Annotated in this window: 15 protein-coding genes; 5 read left to right on the top strand and 10 right to left on the bottom strand. The window is 64.5% G+C overall.

What is annotated here, in order from left to right:
- The first annotated feature begins 60 nt into the window (after positions 1-60).
- Positions 61-633 carry a xanthine phosphoribosyltransferase gene (locus F3J45_RS18905; protein ID WP_003253535.1) on the top strand — a complete coding sequence of 191 codons (573 nt, stop codon included), beginning with the start codon at positions 61-63 and terminating at the stop codon, positions 631-633.
- Positions 634-749: 116 nt separating this feature from the next.
- On the opposite strand, the gene F3J45_RS18910 is transcribed toward F3J45_RS18905, so the two are convergent.
- From F3J45_RS18910 to dadA, 6 genes are all read right to left on the bottom strand, one after another.
- Positions 750-2,606, bottom strand: coding sequence for an acetyl-CoA hydrolase/transferase family protein (locus F3J45_RS18910; protein ID WP_167066100.1), 1,857 nt, complete (start codon positions 2,604-2,606; stop codon positions 750-752).
- A gap of 155 nt (positions 2,607-2,761) precedes the next feature.
- A complete protein-coding gene (locus F3J45_RS18915; RefSeq protein WP_167066103.1) occupies positions 2,762-3,655 on the bottom strand; it encodes an RHS repeat-associated core domain-containing protein in 894 nt (297 codons plus the stop codon).
- A gap of 238 nt (positions 3,656-3,893) precedes the next feature.
- The gene (locus tag F3J45_RS18920; protein WP_205299772.1) at positions 3,894-4,316 is read right to left on the bottom strand and encodes a c-type cytochrome; all 423 of its coding nucleotides are present in this window, start codon (positions 4,314-4,316) and stop codon (positions 3,894-3,896) included.
- A gap of 136 nt (positions 4,317-4,452) precedes the next feature.
- On the bottom strand, positions 4,453-5,001 hold the full coding sequence (locus tag F3J45_RS18925) for a cupin domain-containing protein (RefSeq protein WP_167066106.1): 549 nt from the start codon (positions 4,999-5,001) through the stop codon (positions 4,453-4,455).
- 109 nt (positions 5,002-5,110) lie between these two features.
- Positions 5,111-6,184, bottom strand: a complete 1,074-nt coding sequence (alr, locus tag F3J45_RS18930; protein ID WP_167066109.1) for an alanine racemase — start codon at positions 6,182-6,184, stop codon at positions 5,111-5,113.
- A 130-nt stretch (positions 6,185-6,314) separates the two neighbouring features.
- Entirely contained in the window at positions 6,315-7,619 is a 1,305-nt protein-coding gene (gene dadA, locus F3J45_RS18935) for a D-amino acid dehydrogenase (protein ID WP_167066111.1), read from the bottom strand.
- 154 nt (positions 7,620-7,773) lie between these two features.
- Between dadA and dadR the strand changes: the two genes are divergently transcribed.
- Complete coding sequence (gene dadR / locus F3J45_RS18940) at positions 7,774-8,262, top strand: transcriptional regulator DadR (RefSeq protein WP_003258963.1); 489 nt, start codon at positions 7,774-7,776, stop codon at positions 8,260-8,262.
- A 2-nt stretch (positions 8,263-8,264) separates the two neighbouring features.
- Here the strand turns inward: dadR and F3J45_RS18945 are convergent, their stop codons facing one another.
- Positions 8,265-8,618, bottom strand: a complete 354-nt coding sequence (locus F3J45_RS18945; protein WP_167066114.1) for a YkgJ family cysteine cluster protein — start codon at positions 8,616-8,618, stop codon at positions 8,265-8,267.
- Positions 8,619-8,813: 195 nt separating this feature from the next.
- Between F3J45_RS18945 and F3J45_RS18950 the strand changes: the two genes are divergently transcribed.
- Positions 8,814-10,109, top strand: coding sequence for an FAD-binding oxidoreductase (locus F3J45_RS18950; protein ID WP_167066117.1), 1,296 nt, complete (start codon positions 8,814-8,816; stop codon positions 10,107-10,109).
- 120 nt (positions 10,110-10,229) lie between these two features.
- Here the strand turns inward: F3J45_RS18950 and F3J45_RS18955 are convergent, their stop codons facing one another.
- Positions 10,230-10,451 (bottom strand): DUF1127 domain-containing protein, encoded by a 222-nt coding sequence (locus F3J45_RS18955; RefSeq protein WP_205300591.1) that lies wholly within the window; start codon positions 10,449-10,451, stop codon positions 10,230-10,232.
- 189 nt (positions 10,452-10,640) lie between these two features.
- Between F3J45_RS18955 and F3J45_RS18960 the strand changes: the two genes are divergently transcribed.
- Together F3J45_RS18960 and F3J45_RS18965 are read left to right on the top strand one after the other, a co-directional pair.
- Positions 10,641-12,071, top strand: coding sequence for a PLP-dependent aminotransferase family protein (locus tag F3J45_RS18960; protein ID WP_167066123.1), 1,431 nt, complete (start codon positions 10,641-10,643; stop codon positions 12,069-12,071).
- 60 nt (positions 12,072-12,131) lie between these two features.
- Entirely contained in the window at positions 12,132-13,688 is a 1,557-nt protein-coding gene (locus F3J45_RS18965; RefSeq protein WP_167066126.1) for a phospholipase D family protein, read from the top strand.
- A gap of 120 nt (positions 13,689-13,808) precedes the next feature.
- Here the strand turns inward: F3J45_RS18965 and F3J45_RS18970 are convergent, their stop codons facing one another.
- Positions 13,809-14,948: an MFS transporter gene (locus F3J45_RS18970; RefSeq protein WP_167066128.1), complete on the bottom strand. Its 1,140-nt coding sequence runs from the start codon at positions 14,946-14,948 to the stop codon at positions 13,809-13,811.
- A gap of 142 nt (positions 14,949-15,090) precedes the next feature.
- Positions 15,091-16,584: an aldehyde dehydrogenase gene (locus F3J45_RS18975; protein ID WP_167066131.1), complete on the bottom strand. Its 1,494-nt coding sequence runs from the start codon at positions 16,582-16,584 to the stop codon at positions 15,091-15,093.
- Positions 16,585-16,609 lie beyond the last annotated feature (25 nt).

Consider the following 16,609-nt stretch of genomic DNA (forward strand, 5'->3'; position numbering starts at 1 on the left):
CCTTATCCTTTAAATCTGCCGCTTTCAGCGGCCACCTTTGTTACATCGAGGAATACCACAGTGGAAGCACTGCATCAGAAGATTCGCGAAGAAGGCATCGTGCTTTCCGACCAGGTTCTCAAAGTCGACGCGTTTCTCAACCACCAGATCGACCCGGCGCTGATGCAGCTGATCGGTGACGAGTTCGCCCGCCTGTTCGCCGATGCCGGCGTGACCAAGATCGTCACCATCGAAGCCTCCGGCATCGCCCCGGCGGTGATGACCGGCCTGAAGCTGGGTGTACCGGTGATCTTCGCACGCAAGCACCAGTCGCTGACCCTGACCGAGAACCTGCTGACGGCCTCGGTGTACTCCTTCACCAAGCAAACCGAGAACACCGTGGCGATCTCGCCGCGCCATCTCAACAGCAGCGACCGCGTGCTGGTGATCGACGATTTCCTGGCCAACGGCAAGGCGTCGCAGGCGCTGATCTCGATCATCAAGCAGGCCGGCGCCACCGTGGCGGGCCTGGGCATCGTGATCGAGAAGTCGTTCCAGGGCGGCCGCGCCGAGCTGGACAGCCAGGGCTACCGCGTTGAATCGCTGGCCCGGGTGAAGTCGCTGGAAGGTGGTGTGGTCAGCTTCATCGAGTGATTGCCCTTGGGGCCGCTTTGCGGCCCATCGCGACCTGCGGTCGCTCCTACAGACGGATCGCCCCCTGTAGGAGCGACCGCAGGTCGCGATGGGCTGCAAAGCAGCCCCGGCCTTCTTCAGGTAGCCGCCAACCCCGCCAGCAACAACCGCTGGTAAAGCTCCTGTTTCAACCCCTGCGGCTTGTCGAGCTGCATGCGCACCAGGTGCGCCTCATACCCCTGTGGCCCCGGCGCCTCCAGCGCGGCCTTGCCCAGTTCCAGCACCTCGCTCAGCTTGAACTTGCTCTTCAGCCAGTTCAGCGCCCGCAGCAAGTCCCGCTCCTCAACCGTGAAATCGGTGCCCATCGGATACTCCGGGAACAGCCTCGCATGCCGTGCCCTGACCGCTTCCAACCGTTGCGGGGTGTTGCCTGAAAAACGCGGATCCAGCTCGAAATCCTTGGCCAGCTTGCCTGCGCGCTTGGCCTGCGCCATCAACTCAGCCTGGAACCGCGAATCGCTCACCGCCAGCAAGCGTGCGATCACCTCGCTGTCGGTTTGCCCACGCAAGTCAGCGATGCCGTACTCGGTCACCACGATATCGCGCAGGTGCCGTGGAATCGTGCAATGGCCATAGTTCCAGAACAGGTTCGAGGTCACCTCCCCGCCCGCCTCGCGCCAGCTGCGCAGCAGCAGAATCGAACGCCCGCCTTCCAGTGCATGGCCCTGGGCGACGAAGTTGTACTGCCCACCCACGCCACTGAGCACCCGCCCATCTTCCAGCTGGTCGGCCACCCCGGCCCCGAGCAGGGTCATGCCGAACACGGTGTTGACGAAGCGCGCATCGCGGCGCTGACGGCGCTTGAGGTCTTCCTCGCCGTACAGCTCGTTGATGTAGCTGATGCGGGTCATGGCGAACCGGGCGCGCTGCTCCAGCGGCATTTCCCGCAAGCGCTGGTAGAACGCCCGTGGGCCGAGGAAGAAACCGCCGTGTACCAGCACCCCCTGCTCGTCCGCCGGGCGCCTCACCACGCCGGCATCGGCCAGCGCCAGCAGGCCGTTGACGAACATCTCGCTGCAGCCATACAGGCCCTGGGCGAATGCACCCAGGCCACCCTCGCGCTCGATCAGCGCCTGCCAGGGGCCGACATCCAATTCGTCGAGCAAGGCGCGGTAGCCCGGGTTGTCACCCTGGCGCGCAAGCAACGCCGCCGCCAGCGCATCGCCCATGGCACCGATGCCGATCTGCAAGGTGCCGCCATCGCGAACCAGTGAGCTGGCATGCAGGCCGATGCAGTGGTCCTGGGTGGTTACCGGCATGTTCGGCGTGGAGAACAGCCGGCGCTGCTCGGCCTGGTCGATCAGCAGGTCGAAGGCATCGATCGGCAGCTCGGCATCGCCGGGCATGTAGGGCAGTTCGGCGTGCACCTGGCCGAGCATGAGGATGGTTTCACCCGCCGCACGGCGCTTGGCGATCATCGGCTGCAGGTCGAGGGTGATGTCGGGGTTGCAGGCCAGGCTCAGGTGCACCGGCTTTTCCGGGGTGGCGGCCACCAGCTGGGCGATCAGGTTCAGGCCCTTGGCGTTGATGTCGCGGGCGGCGTGGCTGTAGTTGCTGCTGATGTAGTCCTGCTGGGCGGTTTCGCTGCTCAGCAGGCTGCCGGGCTGCATGAAGAACTGCTCGACGCGAATGTTCGGCGGCAGGCGGTCGTGGCGCAGGTCGGCGAGGTAGGTGAGTTCTTCGTAGTCGGCGAAAATGCGCTCGACGAAGGGTTCGAGAAAGCGCCGTTGCAGGCCGTCGCCCAGGGATGGGCGGCCCAGGGACAGGGCGGTGTAGAGGGTCAGCCGGCGCTCGGGCAACTCACGCACGCGGGCATACAGTGCGTTGACGAAGGCGTTGGGTTTGCCCAGGCCCAGGGGCAGGCCCATGTGGATGTGGGCTGGCAGGCGGGCGAGAACCTGCTCGACGGCGTGGTCGATGGAGCAGAGGTGCATGGGGCCTCCTGAGTCATCCTTGGGGTCAGGGATTGGACAGAGCTCAAGCGGGTTGGTTGCCTGGGCCGGCCCTTTCGCTTGGCAAGCCCGCGCCTACACGCCGCGCCATACGCTCACGAATATCTAAACGGTGGCTTCAAAGCACCGTGAAAAACCTAGAACCACTCCCTGCCCGCATAGAGTTCGTTAGAGGGTTGCCTTATGTATTCGGCACTGAAACGCATTGGCAGAATGATGTCTCGGCGCACTATAAATTTGTCATAGGCCTTGGGGTAAACGACCATTACATCTTTGCGAAAAAATGAATAGTCGCTACCTTCAACCAATCGAGAGAGGCCTTTTGTATATACCCCTACCACAGTCCCGTCAGGGCCTGCAAAATGCTTGGCCAGCTCAACGGATTGTGTAAAGTAGAGCCCGCGCCCCATCAGTCCAGCGCCGGAGAATTCGACATTCAACCCGGCTTCCAAACTTCTAACGCTTTCTTCCGATCTTGTTCCATGAAGCCCAACTAATTGATAACCACGCGGAACTTTATCGGATGAACCAACGACATTCATGACATCTTCAACGCCTTTATATTCATGTTTATAGTAATTTCGCTCCGAATAAATGCGATCCGGCAGCTTTCGTACTCTCGGCGAAGACGCAGATGCAACAGGGCGCGCTGTAAAATGGCGCCTGAACGATTTCCTCATAGACTCAAACACCGGAACGCTGCCGCTGGGGTCCCGCCGGTTAACCGGGTCGCCCAGACAGTAGGCATATGAGTTTAACCCCCCGGCTGCAAACGGGCTCATGCGGTCGGCACTGGTGAAACGCATCAGTGAAGGGCTGAATGCTCGACGGCCATTACCTAATAAATAACATCTCGTCACCCTATCCGGTCGGCTGCCATTGAAACCGAGCAGGGTTTGCCTTGTTGTGTCATAGCCGTAGGCTGAATAGCCAAAACAGTCCAGTGCCCTACCCGGGACCGGACGTTGCGCCTGTGCCCGATTGATTGCAGTATGCGCTGGGCAATGGTCGCCGCCTTCTGCCGGTTTCATAGCCTACCTCCTACTCATCTAAGCAGCGGTTTGAGTGTTCCTGAGCAGGAAGAAAAATGAAACTGGTAAAAATGACGGGCCTCGCCACCCCACCCAAACGCATAGGTGGGACCTTTTGATGGGCCCTTGGGCTACTGGGGCAAGCATTGGCCTAGGTCGATAGATGACCGGGGCCGATTCAGCCACATAAAAACAAAGCCCGCCAAATAAGGCGGGCTTCATGTGATTGATCTGTAATTTACAGCCCAGACATCTTCTTGATGGCCCCTTTGAGGTCATCATCCGAGCAATCGGCGCAGGTGCCCTTGGGCGGCATGGCGTTCACACCGGTAATGGCCTTGGCCAGAATCCCGTCCACGCCACCTTGTTCATCGGCACGTTTCTTCCAGGCCGCGGTATCGCCAATCTTCGGCGCGCCCAGCAAGCCGGTGCCATGGCAGGCGTTGCAGTGCTTGGCGATCACGTCGTCGGGTGTTTTCGCACCACCACCGCCGGCTGCGGCGGCCACTTCCATGCCCTTGCATTCCTGGCCCTGCACGCACACCTGGCCCACGGGTTCAAGGCGCTTGGCGAGTTCATCATTGGTCGCTGCGCTTGCGCTCATTGCCCATAGGGCGAGTACGGCTGCTGGTACGGCCAGCATCTTCTTGATTTGGTTCACGCGAACACCCTCATGGTGGCTAATCACGCCCGCGGCCACGGTTCTGCGAGCGTTGAAAAGTATAGCGGGAACCCTGAGCGCGTGAAACGACCCTACTCCGGAAAGGGGTATTAGCGAATCAATGCACTGCGCTGGATCAAAAATTCGAGGGGGTGGCCGCACTGATCAGGCGCGCAGGCGCATCGAACGGGTTGCGGAAACGGTGCGGGCGGGTGCTTTCGAAGTAGTAGCTGTCGCCCGCTTCGAGGATGAACAACTCGTTGCCCACCACCAACTCCAGGCGCCCTTCGAGCAGGATGCCGGTTTCTTCGCCATCGTGGGTGAGCATTTCAGCACCGGTGTCGGCGCCCGGCGGGTACACCTCGGTGAGGAAGGCAATGGCGCGGTTGGGGTGCGACTTGCCCACCAGCTTCATGGTCACCGCACCGTCGGAGATGTCGATCAGCTCGTGGGCCTTGTAGACGATCTGCGTGGGGCTCTCGGGTTCGAGTTCGACCGAGAAGAATTCGACCATGGACATGGGAATGCCGCTGAGCACCTTGCGCAGCGAGCTGATCGAGGGGCTGACGCTGTTCTTCTCGATCATCGAGATGGTGCTGTTGGTCACCCCAGCGCGCTTGGCGAGTTCCCGCTGGGACAGGCCCTTGAGCTTGCGGATAGCTTGCAGTCGTTCGCCGACGTCCAAAGCTTGCGCCTCCTGAAACGGTGTGATGGCGGGGTGAATGTGAACGATATCATGGCAATGCCGTTCAGTATTTACAACACACCGCCCTCACGCTGACCGCTTCGGCGCCTTATTCGCCGTAATAGTCCAGCGGCACGCGCCTCAGGTTGCAGAAGATCTGGTAAGGAATGGTGCCGGCCTGCTGGGCCACGTCGCTGGCCAGCACCTGCTTGCCCCACAGCTCCACCGGGCTGCCGACAGTGGCTTCGGGCACATCGGTGAGGTCGATGCAGAGCATGTCCATCGATACCCGGCCGATCAATTGGCTGCGCTTGCCGGCGACCATCACCGGTGTGCCGGTGGGCGCATGGCGCGGGTAGCCGTCGGCATAGCCCATGGCGACCACGCCGACCCGGGTCGGGCGTGGGCTGATGAATTTGGCGCCGTAGCCCACCGGCTCGCCCGCGGGCAGTTCACGCACGCTGATGACGCGCGATTGCAGGGTCATCACCGGCTGCAGGCGCGCAGCCTGGGGCTGTTCGGCCTCGAAAGGCGTGGCGCCGTACAGCATGATGCCGGGGCGCACCCAGTCGCTTGGTGCTTGCGGCCAGGCCAGCACGCCGGGCGAGTTGCGCAGGCTGCACTCGGCCACCAGGCCTTCACGGGCGGCGTTGAACACAGCGATCTGCTGCTCGGTAGTCTCGGCGTCCGGCTCGTCAGCGCGGGCGAAGTGGCTCATCAGCACGATGCGCGACACCCTGCCGGTAGCCAGCAGGCGCTGGTAAGCCTCGTGGTAGTCCTTGGGGTGCAGGCCGACGCGGTGCATGCCGCTGTCGAGCTTGAGCCAGACGGTCAATGGCTTGTGTACCCGGGTTTGCTCGATCGCTTCGAGCTGCCACAGCGAGTGCACCACGCACCACAGGTCGTGCTCGGCGATCAGCGCCAGCTCGCTGGCCTCGAAGAAGCCTTCCAGCAGCAGCACCGGGGCCTTGATGCCGGCGGCGCGCAGTTCCAGCGCCTCCTCGATGCAGGCCACGGCAAAGCCATCGGCTTCGGGTTCCAGGGCCAGGGCACAGCGCACGGCGCCGTGGCCGTAGGCGTCGGCCTTGACCACGGCGAGGGCCTTGGCAGCGGACAGTTCACGGGCCAGGCGGTAGTTGTGGCGAAGGGCTTGCAAGTCGATCAGGGCGCGGGCGGGACGCATGGCGGCTGCCTTATGGTGTTCGGGTTGAAAACGGTGTTGGGTTCTTCGCGGGGCAAGCCCGCGCCTACAAGGAGCCACACGGTCCCTGTAGGCGCGGGCTTGCCCCGCGAAAAGGCCGGCACAAGCAACCTCACTGCTGGTGGGCAGGCTCGGTCCGACCGTGCTCGGCCACTTTCGGGCTATTGCCGTAGCGCGAGATGTCCAGGCCTTCGGCGCTGATCTGCGGCTTCTTGCGCGCAATCAGGTCGGCCAGCAGGCGCCCGGAGCCGCAAGCCATGGTCCAACCCAGCGTGCCGTGGCCGGTATTGAGGAACAGGTTGCGGAACGCGGTGGCGCCCACGATCGGCGTGCCGTCCGGGGTCGCCGGGCGCAGGCCGGTCCAGAAACTGGCTTGGCTCAGGTCGCCGCCGCGAGGATAAAGGTCGTTGACGATCATCTCCAGCGTTTCACGTCGACGCGGGTTCAACGAAAGGTCGAAACCGGCGATTTCCGCCATGCCGCCCACCCGGATGCGGTTGTCGAAACGGGTGATCGCGACCTTGTAGGTTTCATCGAGAATGGTCGAGGTCGGGGCCATGTCGGCGTTGGTGATCGGCACGGTCAGCGAGTAGCCCTTGAGCGGGTACACCGGCGCCTTGATGCCCAGCGGCTTGAGCAGCTGCGGCGAATAACTGCCCAGCGCCAGCACGTAGCGGTCGGCGGTTTCCAGCTTGCCGTCGATCCATACACCGTTGATGCGGTCACCGGCGAAGTCCAGGCGCTGGATGTCCTGGCCGAAGCGGAACTCAACACCCAGCTTCACCGCCATGTCGGCCAGCTTGGTGGTGAACAGCTGGCAGTCGCCGGTCTGGTCGTTGGGCAGGCGCAGGGCGCCGGCAAGGATGCCTTTCACACCGGCCAGCGCCGGTTCGACCCGGGCGATGCCGTCGCGGTCGAGCAGCTCGTAAGGCACGCCGGACTGTTCGAGCACGGCGATGTCCTTGGCCGCGGCGTCCACCTGGGCCTGGGTGCGGAACAGCTGGGTGGTGCCCAGGCTGCGGTTTTCATAGGCGATGCCGGTTTCGGCGCGCAGCTCGTCGAGGCAGTCGCGGCTGTACTCGGACAGGCGCACCATGCGCTCCTTGTTCACCGCGTAGCGGCTGGCGGTGCAGTTGCGCAGCATCTGCGCCATCCACAGGTACTGGTCGACATCGCCAGTGAGCTTGATGGCCAGGGGCGCGTGGCGCTCCAGCAACCACTTGATGGCTTTGAGCGGCACACCCGGGGCAGCCCAGGGCGAGGCATAGCCGGGCGAGATCTGGCCGGCATTGGCAAAGCTGGTTTCCAGGGCCACGGCCGGTTGGCGGTCGACCACAGTCACTTCGAAGCCTTGCCGGGCCAGGTAATAGGCACTGGCGGTACCGATTACCCCGCTACCAAGTACCAATACTCGCATCGTTGATCCCTCGCACGCGGCGCACCGCTGATTTTGTTGATATGGCATGGATGCGCGCAGTATAAGAAGCTAAGCCCAGTGCAATTCACTATATAAAAGCCTAATATTGGCGAGAATTCTCGGCAAAATCGCCTTTCACGGAGGGGCATCCCCTATGAGAACCCAGCACCAGAGCAAGCGTGAACTGGACAAGATCGACCGCAACATCCTGCGGATTCTGCAGAATGACGGGCGTATTTCCTTCACCGAACTGGGCGAGAAAGTTGGGCTTTCCACCACCCCTTGCACCGAGCGCGTGCGCCGCCTGGAGCGCGAGGGCATCATCATGGGCTACAACGCCCGGCTCAACCCGCAGCACCTGAAGGGCAGCCTGCTGGTGTTCGTGGAAATCAGCCTGGACTACAAGTCGGGCGACACCTTCGAGGAGTTCCGCCGCGCGGTGCTCAAGCTGCCCCATGTGCTGGAATGCCACCTGGTGTCGGGCGACTTCGACTACCTGGTGAAGGCGCGCATTTCCGAGATGGCCTCGTACCGCAAGCTGCTGGGCGATATCCTGCTGAAGCTGCCGCACGTGCGCGAGTCGAAGAGCTACATCGTGATGGAAGAGGTGAAGGAAAGCCTTTGCCTGCCGATTCCGGACTGAGGCTAGACCAGCACCTGGCGGGTGCTGGCGATGAACTGGTGGACCAGTTGCTCGGCCTCGGGCTCGATCATCGGGTCGGGGCCACGCCCGCGTGGGCAGGCCATGCGCGGGGTGGTGCCGAACAGGCGGCAGATCATCGGGCGCTCTCCATACACCGTGCAGCCGTTGGGGCCCAGGTGCACGCAGTCCAGGCGCTGCAGCGCTGCGTCCTGCTCGGCCTGGGTTTTGCGCGGCAGGCGGGCCATTTCTTCCGCCGAGGTGGTGACCGGGCCGCAGCAGTCGTGGCAGCCGGGTACGCACTCGAAGGACGGGATGAGTTCGCGCAGGAAGTGGATCTTGTGGCGGTTGCAGGACATGGCGGGTACAGGGCTGAGAAATTGGCTGGATTATAGGCCCATTCGCGGGCAAGCCCGCGCCCACAGGTTCGAACCCTTTGGCCAACCTGTGGGAGCGGGCTTGCCCGCGAACGAGGGCGCAGCCCTCGCTGGTTGCCCCACCTCGATGGCTCGGCTTATCCTCGCGCCTCCCTCCACGTTCAAGGGCCGCCCTTCATGATCCACAGCGCGCAGCACGCCGCCTCCTACTACGCCGCCAGCAGCGCGCCACACCCGGACCATTCCTTCCTGCAGGGCGAGCACCGCGCCGATGTGTGCATCGTCGGCGGCGGCTACTCAGGCCTGAACACCGCCATCGAACTGGCCGAACGGGGCTTCTCGGTGATCCTGCTGGAAGCACGCAAGCTCGGCTGGGGCGCCAGCGGGCGCAATGGTGGCCAGCTGATTCGCGGCGTTGGCCATGGCCTGGAGCAGTTCCTGCCGGTGATCGGTGAACAAGGGGTGCGTAGCCTCAAGCTGATGGGCCTGGAGGCCGTACAGATCGTTCGCGAGCGCATCGAAAAGCATGCCATCGCCTGCGACCTGACCTGGGGCTACAGCGACCTGGCCAACAAACCCGGCGAGCTGGAAGGCTTCGCCGAGGAAGCCGAGGCGCTGCGCAGCCTGGGCTACCGCCATGAACTGCGCCTGGTCGGCAAGGACGACATCCATAGCGTGGTCGGCTCCGACCGCTATGTCGGCGGGCTGGTCGACATGGGCTCGGGGCACCTGCACCCGCTTAACCTGGCCCTGGGCGAAGCGGCCGTGGCCAGCCGCCTGGGCGTGCAGCTGTTCGAGCAGTCCGAGGTCACCCGCATCGACTACGGCGCCGAGGTGCAGGTGCACACCGCCCAGGGCCGGGTACGTGCCAGGAACCTGGTGCTGTGCTGCAACGCCTACCTCAACGACCTCAACCCAGAGCTGGGCGGCAAGGTGCTGCCGGCCGGCAGCTACATCATCGCCACCGAGCCATTGGGCGAAGCACGCGCCCGCCAGTTGCTGCCGCAGAACATGGCGGTGTGCGACCAGCGCGTGGCGCTGGACTACTATCGCCTGTCCGCCGACCACCGCCTGCTGTTCGGTGGCGCCTGCCATTACTCTGGCCGCGACCCGAAGGACATTGCCGGCTACATGCGGCCGAAGATGCTCAAGGTATTCCCGCAGCTGGCGGATGTGCGCATCGATTACCAATGGGGCGGCATGATCGGCATCGGCGCCAACCGCCTGCCCCAGGTGGGCCGCCTGGCCAGCCAGCCGAATGTCTATTACGCCCAGGCCTATGCCGGGCATGGCCTGAACGCCACGCACCTGGCCGCGCGCTTGCTGGGTGAAGCGATCAGTGGCCAGGAAAGCGGGCGCTTCGACCTGTTCGCCAAGGTGCCGCATATCACCTTCCCAGGTGGCAAGCACTTGCGCTCGCCCATCCTGGCGCTGGGGATGCTTTGGCACCAGCTCAAAGAGCTGGTCTTGTAGGAGCGGGCTTGCCCCGCGAACACCGGCGAAGCCGGTGCCCTACCGCGCTGGCTGGCACCGGCTTTGCCGGTGTTCGCGGGGCAAGCCCGCTCCTACAGGGGCCGCGCGGGTGGCAGACTATCAGGCCTTCCAGAAGGGTTTGCGGCCCTCTTCCCTTGCCTGCTGGCGGCTCAGGCCGATGTCCCGCAGTTGGTCATCGTCGAGTTCCAGCAGCGCGCGGCGGGTGTGCCAGCGATGCAGCATCAGCCCCACAACGCCCAGCCCTGCCGGCGCGCTGAAAACCTTGGTCTGCTGCCCGGCGTCCAGTTCCTTGGCCAACAGTTGCAAGCGTACATCGCTCATGCCACCCATCGCTGCTCTCTCCCATTCAGTGTGTAACCGTGGGGACAGCATGCGCGTTCGCGCCATCGCCAATACAGATCCAATACAGGCTTATTATTCCCATACAGAATTGGCCGTTCTGCAGCTGAATGCTGTATTTTCAGCGCATCTGTACTGGTCGCTTCCTACAACAATAACCAGGAGTATGCCGTGACCCTCTACCTGAGCCTCGCCGAACTGCTGGGTGCGCGCATCGAGCAGGGGCTCTACCGCCCCGGCCAGCGCCTGCCCTCGGTCCGTGCCCTGAGCGAGGAGCACGGTGTCAGCCTTAGCACCGTACAGCAGGCCTACCGCATGCTCGAAGACAGCGGCATGGTTTCGCCACGGCCCAAGTCCGGCTATTTCGTCAGCGACCATCGCCCACTGCCCGCCCTGCCCGCCGTCAGCCGCCCGGCCCAGCGCCCGGTGGACATCTCGCAATGGGAACAGGTGCTGGAGCTGGTGCGCAGCACACCGCGCCAGGACGTGATCCAGCTCGGCCGGGGCATGCCCGACATCGACAGCCCCAGCCTCAAGCCCCTGCTGCGCAGCCTGGCCCAGCTCAGCCGCCGCCAGGACATGCCAGGCCTGTACTACGACACTATCCATGGCAACCTGGCCCTGCGCGAACAGATCGCCCGGCTGATGCTCGACTCCGGTTGCCTCCTGGGCCCGGCCGACCTGGTGGTGACCACCGGTTGCCATGAAGCGTTGTCGTGCAGCATTCGCGCGGTGTGCCAGCCGGGCGACATCGTCGCGGTGGACTCCCCAAGCTTCCACGGCGCCATGCAAACCCTCAAGGGCCTGGGCATGAAGGCGCTGGAAATCCCCACCGACCCGGTCACCGGTATCAGCCTCGAAGCCTTGGAGCTTGCCCTGGAGCAGTGGCCGATCAAGCTCATCCAGCTCACCCCCAGCTGCAACAACCCGCTGGGCTACATCATGCCCGAGGCGCGCAAGAAGGCCCTGCTGAGCCTGGCCCAGCGCTACGACGTGGCGATTCTCGAAGACGATGTGTATGGCGACCTGGCCTACACCTACCCACGCCCGCGCACCCTGAAGTCGTTCGACGACGATGGCCGCGTGCTGCTCTGCAGCTCGTTCTCCAAAACCCTCGCGCCCGGCCTGCGCATCGGCTGGGTGGCCCCTGGGCGCTACCTGGAGCGGGTGCTGCACATGAAGTACATCAGCACCGGCAGCACCGCCAGCCAGCCCCAGCTGGCGATCGCCGACTTCATCGCCGGCGGCCACTACCAGCCCCATGTGCGGCGCATGCGCAGCCAGTACCAGCGCGCCCGTGACCTGATGAGCGACTGGGTGACCCGCTACTTCCCGCCAGGCACCCGGGTCAGCCGGCCCCAGGGCGGGTTCATGCTGTGGGTGGAAATGCCGGAACATTTCGATACGCTGCGGCTGAACCGCGCTTTACTGGAGCAGGGCGTGCAGATTGCCGTGGGCAGCATCTTTTCGGCCTCGGGCAAGTTCCGTCATTGCCTGCGCATGAACTTCGCCGCGCGGCCCACGCCGCAGATCGAAGCGGCGGTGCGCAAGGTGGGTGAAACCGCCCTTCGTCTACTGGATGAAGACCACGGGCCGGCGTAACTTTGCGCCGCCCTTTGTAGTCCAACCCCCAAGCGCTTAGCCGTACAGGACGACCCACCCTTGAGACTCCAGCGAGCCTTGCCTCTGCTGCTGTTGCTGCTGCTCGGCCTCAGTGGCTGCGCCAGCGTCGACACGCCCCGCCTGACCAGCCAGGCGCTACCTGCCAACGAGTCGGCCTTCGGCCGTTCGGTGCTGCGCCAGGCTGCGCCCTACGCGGGGCGCTCGGGCTTTCGCCTGCTGCCCAACAGCAACGAGGCGTTCCGCGCCCGCGCCGAGCTGATCCGCAACGCCCAGGCGAGCATCGACCTGCAGTACTACATCGTCCATGACGGCCTCAGCACCCGCGCGCTTGTGCATGAGCTGCTGCGCGCCGCCGACCGTGGCGTGCGTGTGCGCATCCTGCTCGACGACACCACCAGCGATGGCCTGGACACCCTGATGGGCACCCTCGCCGCCCACCCGAACATCCAGATTCGCGTGTTCAACCCGCTGAACCTGGGCCGCAGCACCGGCGCCACCCGTGCCGTGGGCCGCCTGTTCAACCTGTCGCGCCAGCACCGGCGCATGCACAACAAGCTGTTCCTGGTGGACAACAGCATGGCCATCGTTGGCGGGCGCAACCTGGGCGACGAATACTTCGACGCCGAGCCCAACCTCAACTTCACCGACATCGACCTGCTGGGCGTGGGTCCGGTGGCCGAGCAGCTGGGGCACAGCTTCGACCAGTACTGGAACACCGCCCTGAGCCGGCCGATCAGCGATTTCCTCTGGCGCAAGCCCGATGCCGACGACCTGCGCGCCAGCCGCCAGCGCCTGGAAGTGTCGCTGGCCCAGGCGCGGGTGCAGCGCAAGGCGCTGTATGAACGGCTGATGGCCTACCAGACCCAGCCACGCCTGGATGTGTGGCGCAACGAGTTGATCTGGGCCCACGCCCAGGCGTTGTGGGATGCACCAAGCAAGGTGCTGGCCGACGACGAGCCAGACCCACAGCTGCTGCTGAGCCAGCAACTGGCACCGGACCTGGCCAGCGTGCACCGCGAGCTGATTCTGGTTTCAGCCTACTTCGTGCCGGGCGAGCCGGGGCTGCTGTACCTGACCGGCCGCGCCGATGCCGGTGCCTCGGTGAAGCTGCTGACCAATTCCCTGGAGGCCACCGACGTGCCGGCCGTACACGGCGGCTACGCGCCCTATCGCCGGGCCTTGCTGGAGCATGGCGTGCAGCTGTTCGAGCTGCGCCGCCAACCGGGCGCGCCGCCACCTTCGCGCCTGGGGCTGCATGGCAGCAGCTCGGATTCGAGCCTGCACAGCAAGGCGATGGTGTTCGACCGGCACAAGACGTTCATCGGCTCGTTCAACTTCGACCCGCGTTCGGTGCTGTGGAACACCGAGGTTGGCGTGCTGGTGGACAGCCCGGAGCTGGCCGAGTACACCCGCGCCCTGGCCTTGCAGGGCATGGCACCGGCGTTGAGTTACCAGGTGAAGCTGGTGGGGGGCAAGCTGGTGTGGGCGACCGAGGACAATGGCCAGCGGCATATGCTGACCGCCGAGCCTGGGGGTATCTGGCGGCGGTTCAATGCCTGGATCAGCAAGGCGGTGGGGTTGGAGAAGATGTTGTAATCGCGATTGCCGGGGCTGCTGAGCAGCCCATCGCGACCTACGGTCGCTCCTACCGGAACGCGAGCCCCTTGTAGGAGCGACCACAGGTCGCGATGGGCCGCAAAGCGGCCCCAAAATCGATCAGGCAGACGCAACCTCAAACGCCCCAGGCCGCCGGGTCAGCAACACCAACCCCGCCGCCCCCGCCGCCATCAGCCACAGCAATGCGTGCCCACTGACCCACTGGCTCCCCGCCCCCGCCAGCAACGGCCCGAGCAGGCAGCCAATACCCCAAAGCTGCGCCACATGGGCATTGGCCCGCACCAGTGCATCATCGCGATAGCGCTCGCCGATCAGAATCAGCGACAAGGTGAACAAGCCCCCGGCACTGGCCCCGAACAACACCCACAGCGGCCAGATCACCGGCGTATCCAGCAGCAGGGGGATCGCCAGGCTGGACACCATCAAGGTCACCGCGCAGCCGGTGAACAGCGACTGGCGCGACATATGGTCGGCCAACGCACCAATCGGCAGTTGCAGCACCGCATCGCCCACCACCACGGTACTGACCATGAACAGGGCAATCTCGGTGCTAAAGCCCTGTTGCAGGCAGTACACCGGCAGCAGGGTCAGAATCATCGCCTCGAACGCGGCGAACAGGGCAACGGCCCAGGCAATCACCGGCAGGCGTCGGCAGAAGGCGAACAGGTCGCCAAAGGTGACGCTGCACGCTTCGGTACTGGGCGCCCCGCCACGGCCCAGCAACACCAGGGGTGCCAGCAGCAGCAACGCGGTCGCGGCCCAAAAGCCGAAGTCATCGTCGGAACCCAGGAAGCCCAGCACCAACGGCCCGGCCAGCTGGCTCAGGGCGTAACTGCTGCCATACAGCGCCACCAGGCGGCCACGCCATTGCTCGACCACCAGCTGGTTGATCCAGCTTTCACCGAGGATGAACACCACGGTCAGCGACATGCCGATCAGCAGCCGCAGGGCCAGCCACAGGGGGTAGCTGGGCAGCAGTGCCACCAGGCCAATCGACAACGCCCCCCCCCACAGGCACAGGCGCATCGCCGCGGGCACGCCGACCCAGCCGGCCAGGCGGCTGGCCAGGCTTGCGCCAAGCAGCACGCCCAATGCCGGCATCGCCGCCATGACCCCGATGGCAAACCCGCCGTAGCCCCAGGCCTCCAGGCGCAGGGACACCAGCGGCATGCTCACGCCGAGCGCGAGCCCGACACTGAGCACCGACGCCAGCACGGCAAAGTAGGTTCCCCAACGCATTGCAGCCTCCCAGGCAGAAATTCTCAGGCCTATTCGCGGGCAAGCCCGCTCCCACAGGTACAGCGCCGGCCTTGAGCGCAGCGGCGTACCTGTGGGAGCGGGCTTGTCGGACCGCCGCACCGCCGCGAAGAAGACTACCGGATTACAGCTTGATCCAGGTCGCCTTCAGCTCGGTGTACTTCTCCAGCGCATGCAGCGACTTGTCACGGCCGTTGCCCGACTGCTTGAAGCCACCGAACGGCGCGGTCATGTCGCCGCCGTCGTACTGGTTGACCCAGACGCTGCCAGCGCGCACGGCGCGGGCAGTCTTGTGGGCCTTGGAGATGTCCGAGGTCCAGATGCCAGCGGCCAGGCCATACGGGGTGTCGTTGGCAATGGCGATGGCCTCTTCGGCGGTGTCGAAGGCGATCACCGACAGCACCGGGCCAAAGATCTCTTCCTGGGCAATGCGCATGGCATTGGTCACGCCGTCGAAGATGGTCGGCTCAACATAGGTGCCGCCCGTTTCTTCCAGGGTACGCTTGCCACCGGCCAGCAGTTTGGCGCCGTCCTTGTGGCCGGCGTCGATGTACGACAGCACGGTGTTCATCTGCTGGGTGTCGACCAGGGCACCCACGGTGGTTTGTGGGTCCAGCGGGTTGCCAGGCTTCCAGCCCTTGAGGGCCTCGACCACCATCGGCAGGAACTTGTCCTTGATCGAACGTTCCACCAGCAGGCGCGAGCCTGCGGTGCAGACCTCGCCCTGGTTGAAGGCGATGGCGCTGGCAGCGGCTTCGGCAGCGGCTTGCAGGTCCGGTGCGTCGGCAAAGACGATGTTCGGGCTCTTGCCGCCGGCTTCCAGCCAGATGCGCTTCATGTTCGACTCGCCCGCGTAAACCATCAGCTGCTTGGCGATCTTGGTGGAGCCGGTGAACACCAGGGTGTCGACGTCCATGTGCAGGGCCAAGGCCTTGCCCACGGTGTGGCCGTAGCCTGGCAGCACGTTCAGCACGCCTGCCGGAATGCCGGCTTCGATGGCCAGCTGGGCGATGCGAATGGCGGTGAGCGGGGATTTCTCGGACGGCTTGAGCACCACCGAGTTACCGGTGGCCAGTGCCGGGCCGAGCTTCCAGCAGGCCATCAGCAGTGGGAAGTTCCACGGTACGATGGCACCGACCACGCCAACCGGCTCACGGGTCACCAGGCCCAGTTGGTCGTGCGGTGTTGGCGCGACTTCGTCGTAGACTTTGTCGATGGCCTCGGCGGTCCAGTGAATGGCATTGGCCGCGCCTGGGATGTCGATGCTGGAGGAGTCGCCGATCGGCTTGCCCATGTCCAGGGTTTCCAGCAGCGCCAGCTCTTCGACGTTCTTGCGCAGCAGGTCGGCGAAGCGAATCAGCTTGGCCTTGCGCTTGGCCGGGGCCAGTTGCGACCAGGCACCGGAATTGAAGGTGGCGCGGGCGTTTTCCACGGCGCGGTTGGCGTCGGCCAGATCGCAGCTGGCAACCTTGGCCAGGAAGCGTCCGTCGACCGGGCTCAGGCAGTCGAATGTTTCACCGGATGCGGCGTCGGTGTATTCGCCGTTGATGAAGGCGCGGCCTTCGATCTTCAGTTGCTGGGCACGTTGTTCCCAGTCCGCACGGGTCAGGGTGGTCATACGAAACTCCTCCTCTTGTTTAGGT

Source organism: Pantoea sp. Ap-967, assembly GCF_011752565.1.
Lineage (GTDB): Bacteria > Pseudomonadota > Gammaproteobacteria > Pseudomonadales > Pseudomonadaceae > Aquipseudomonas.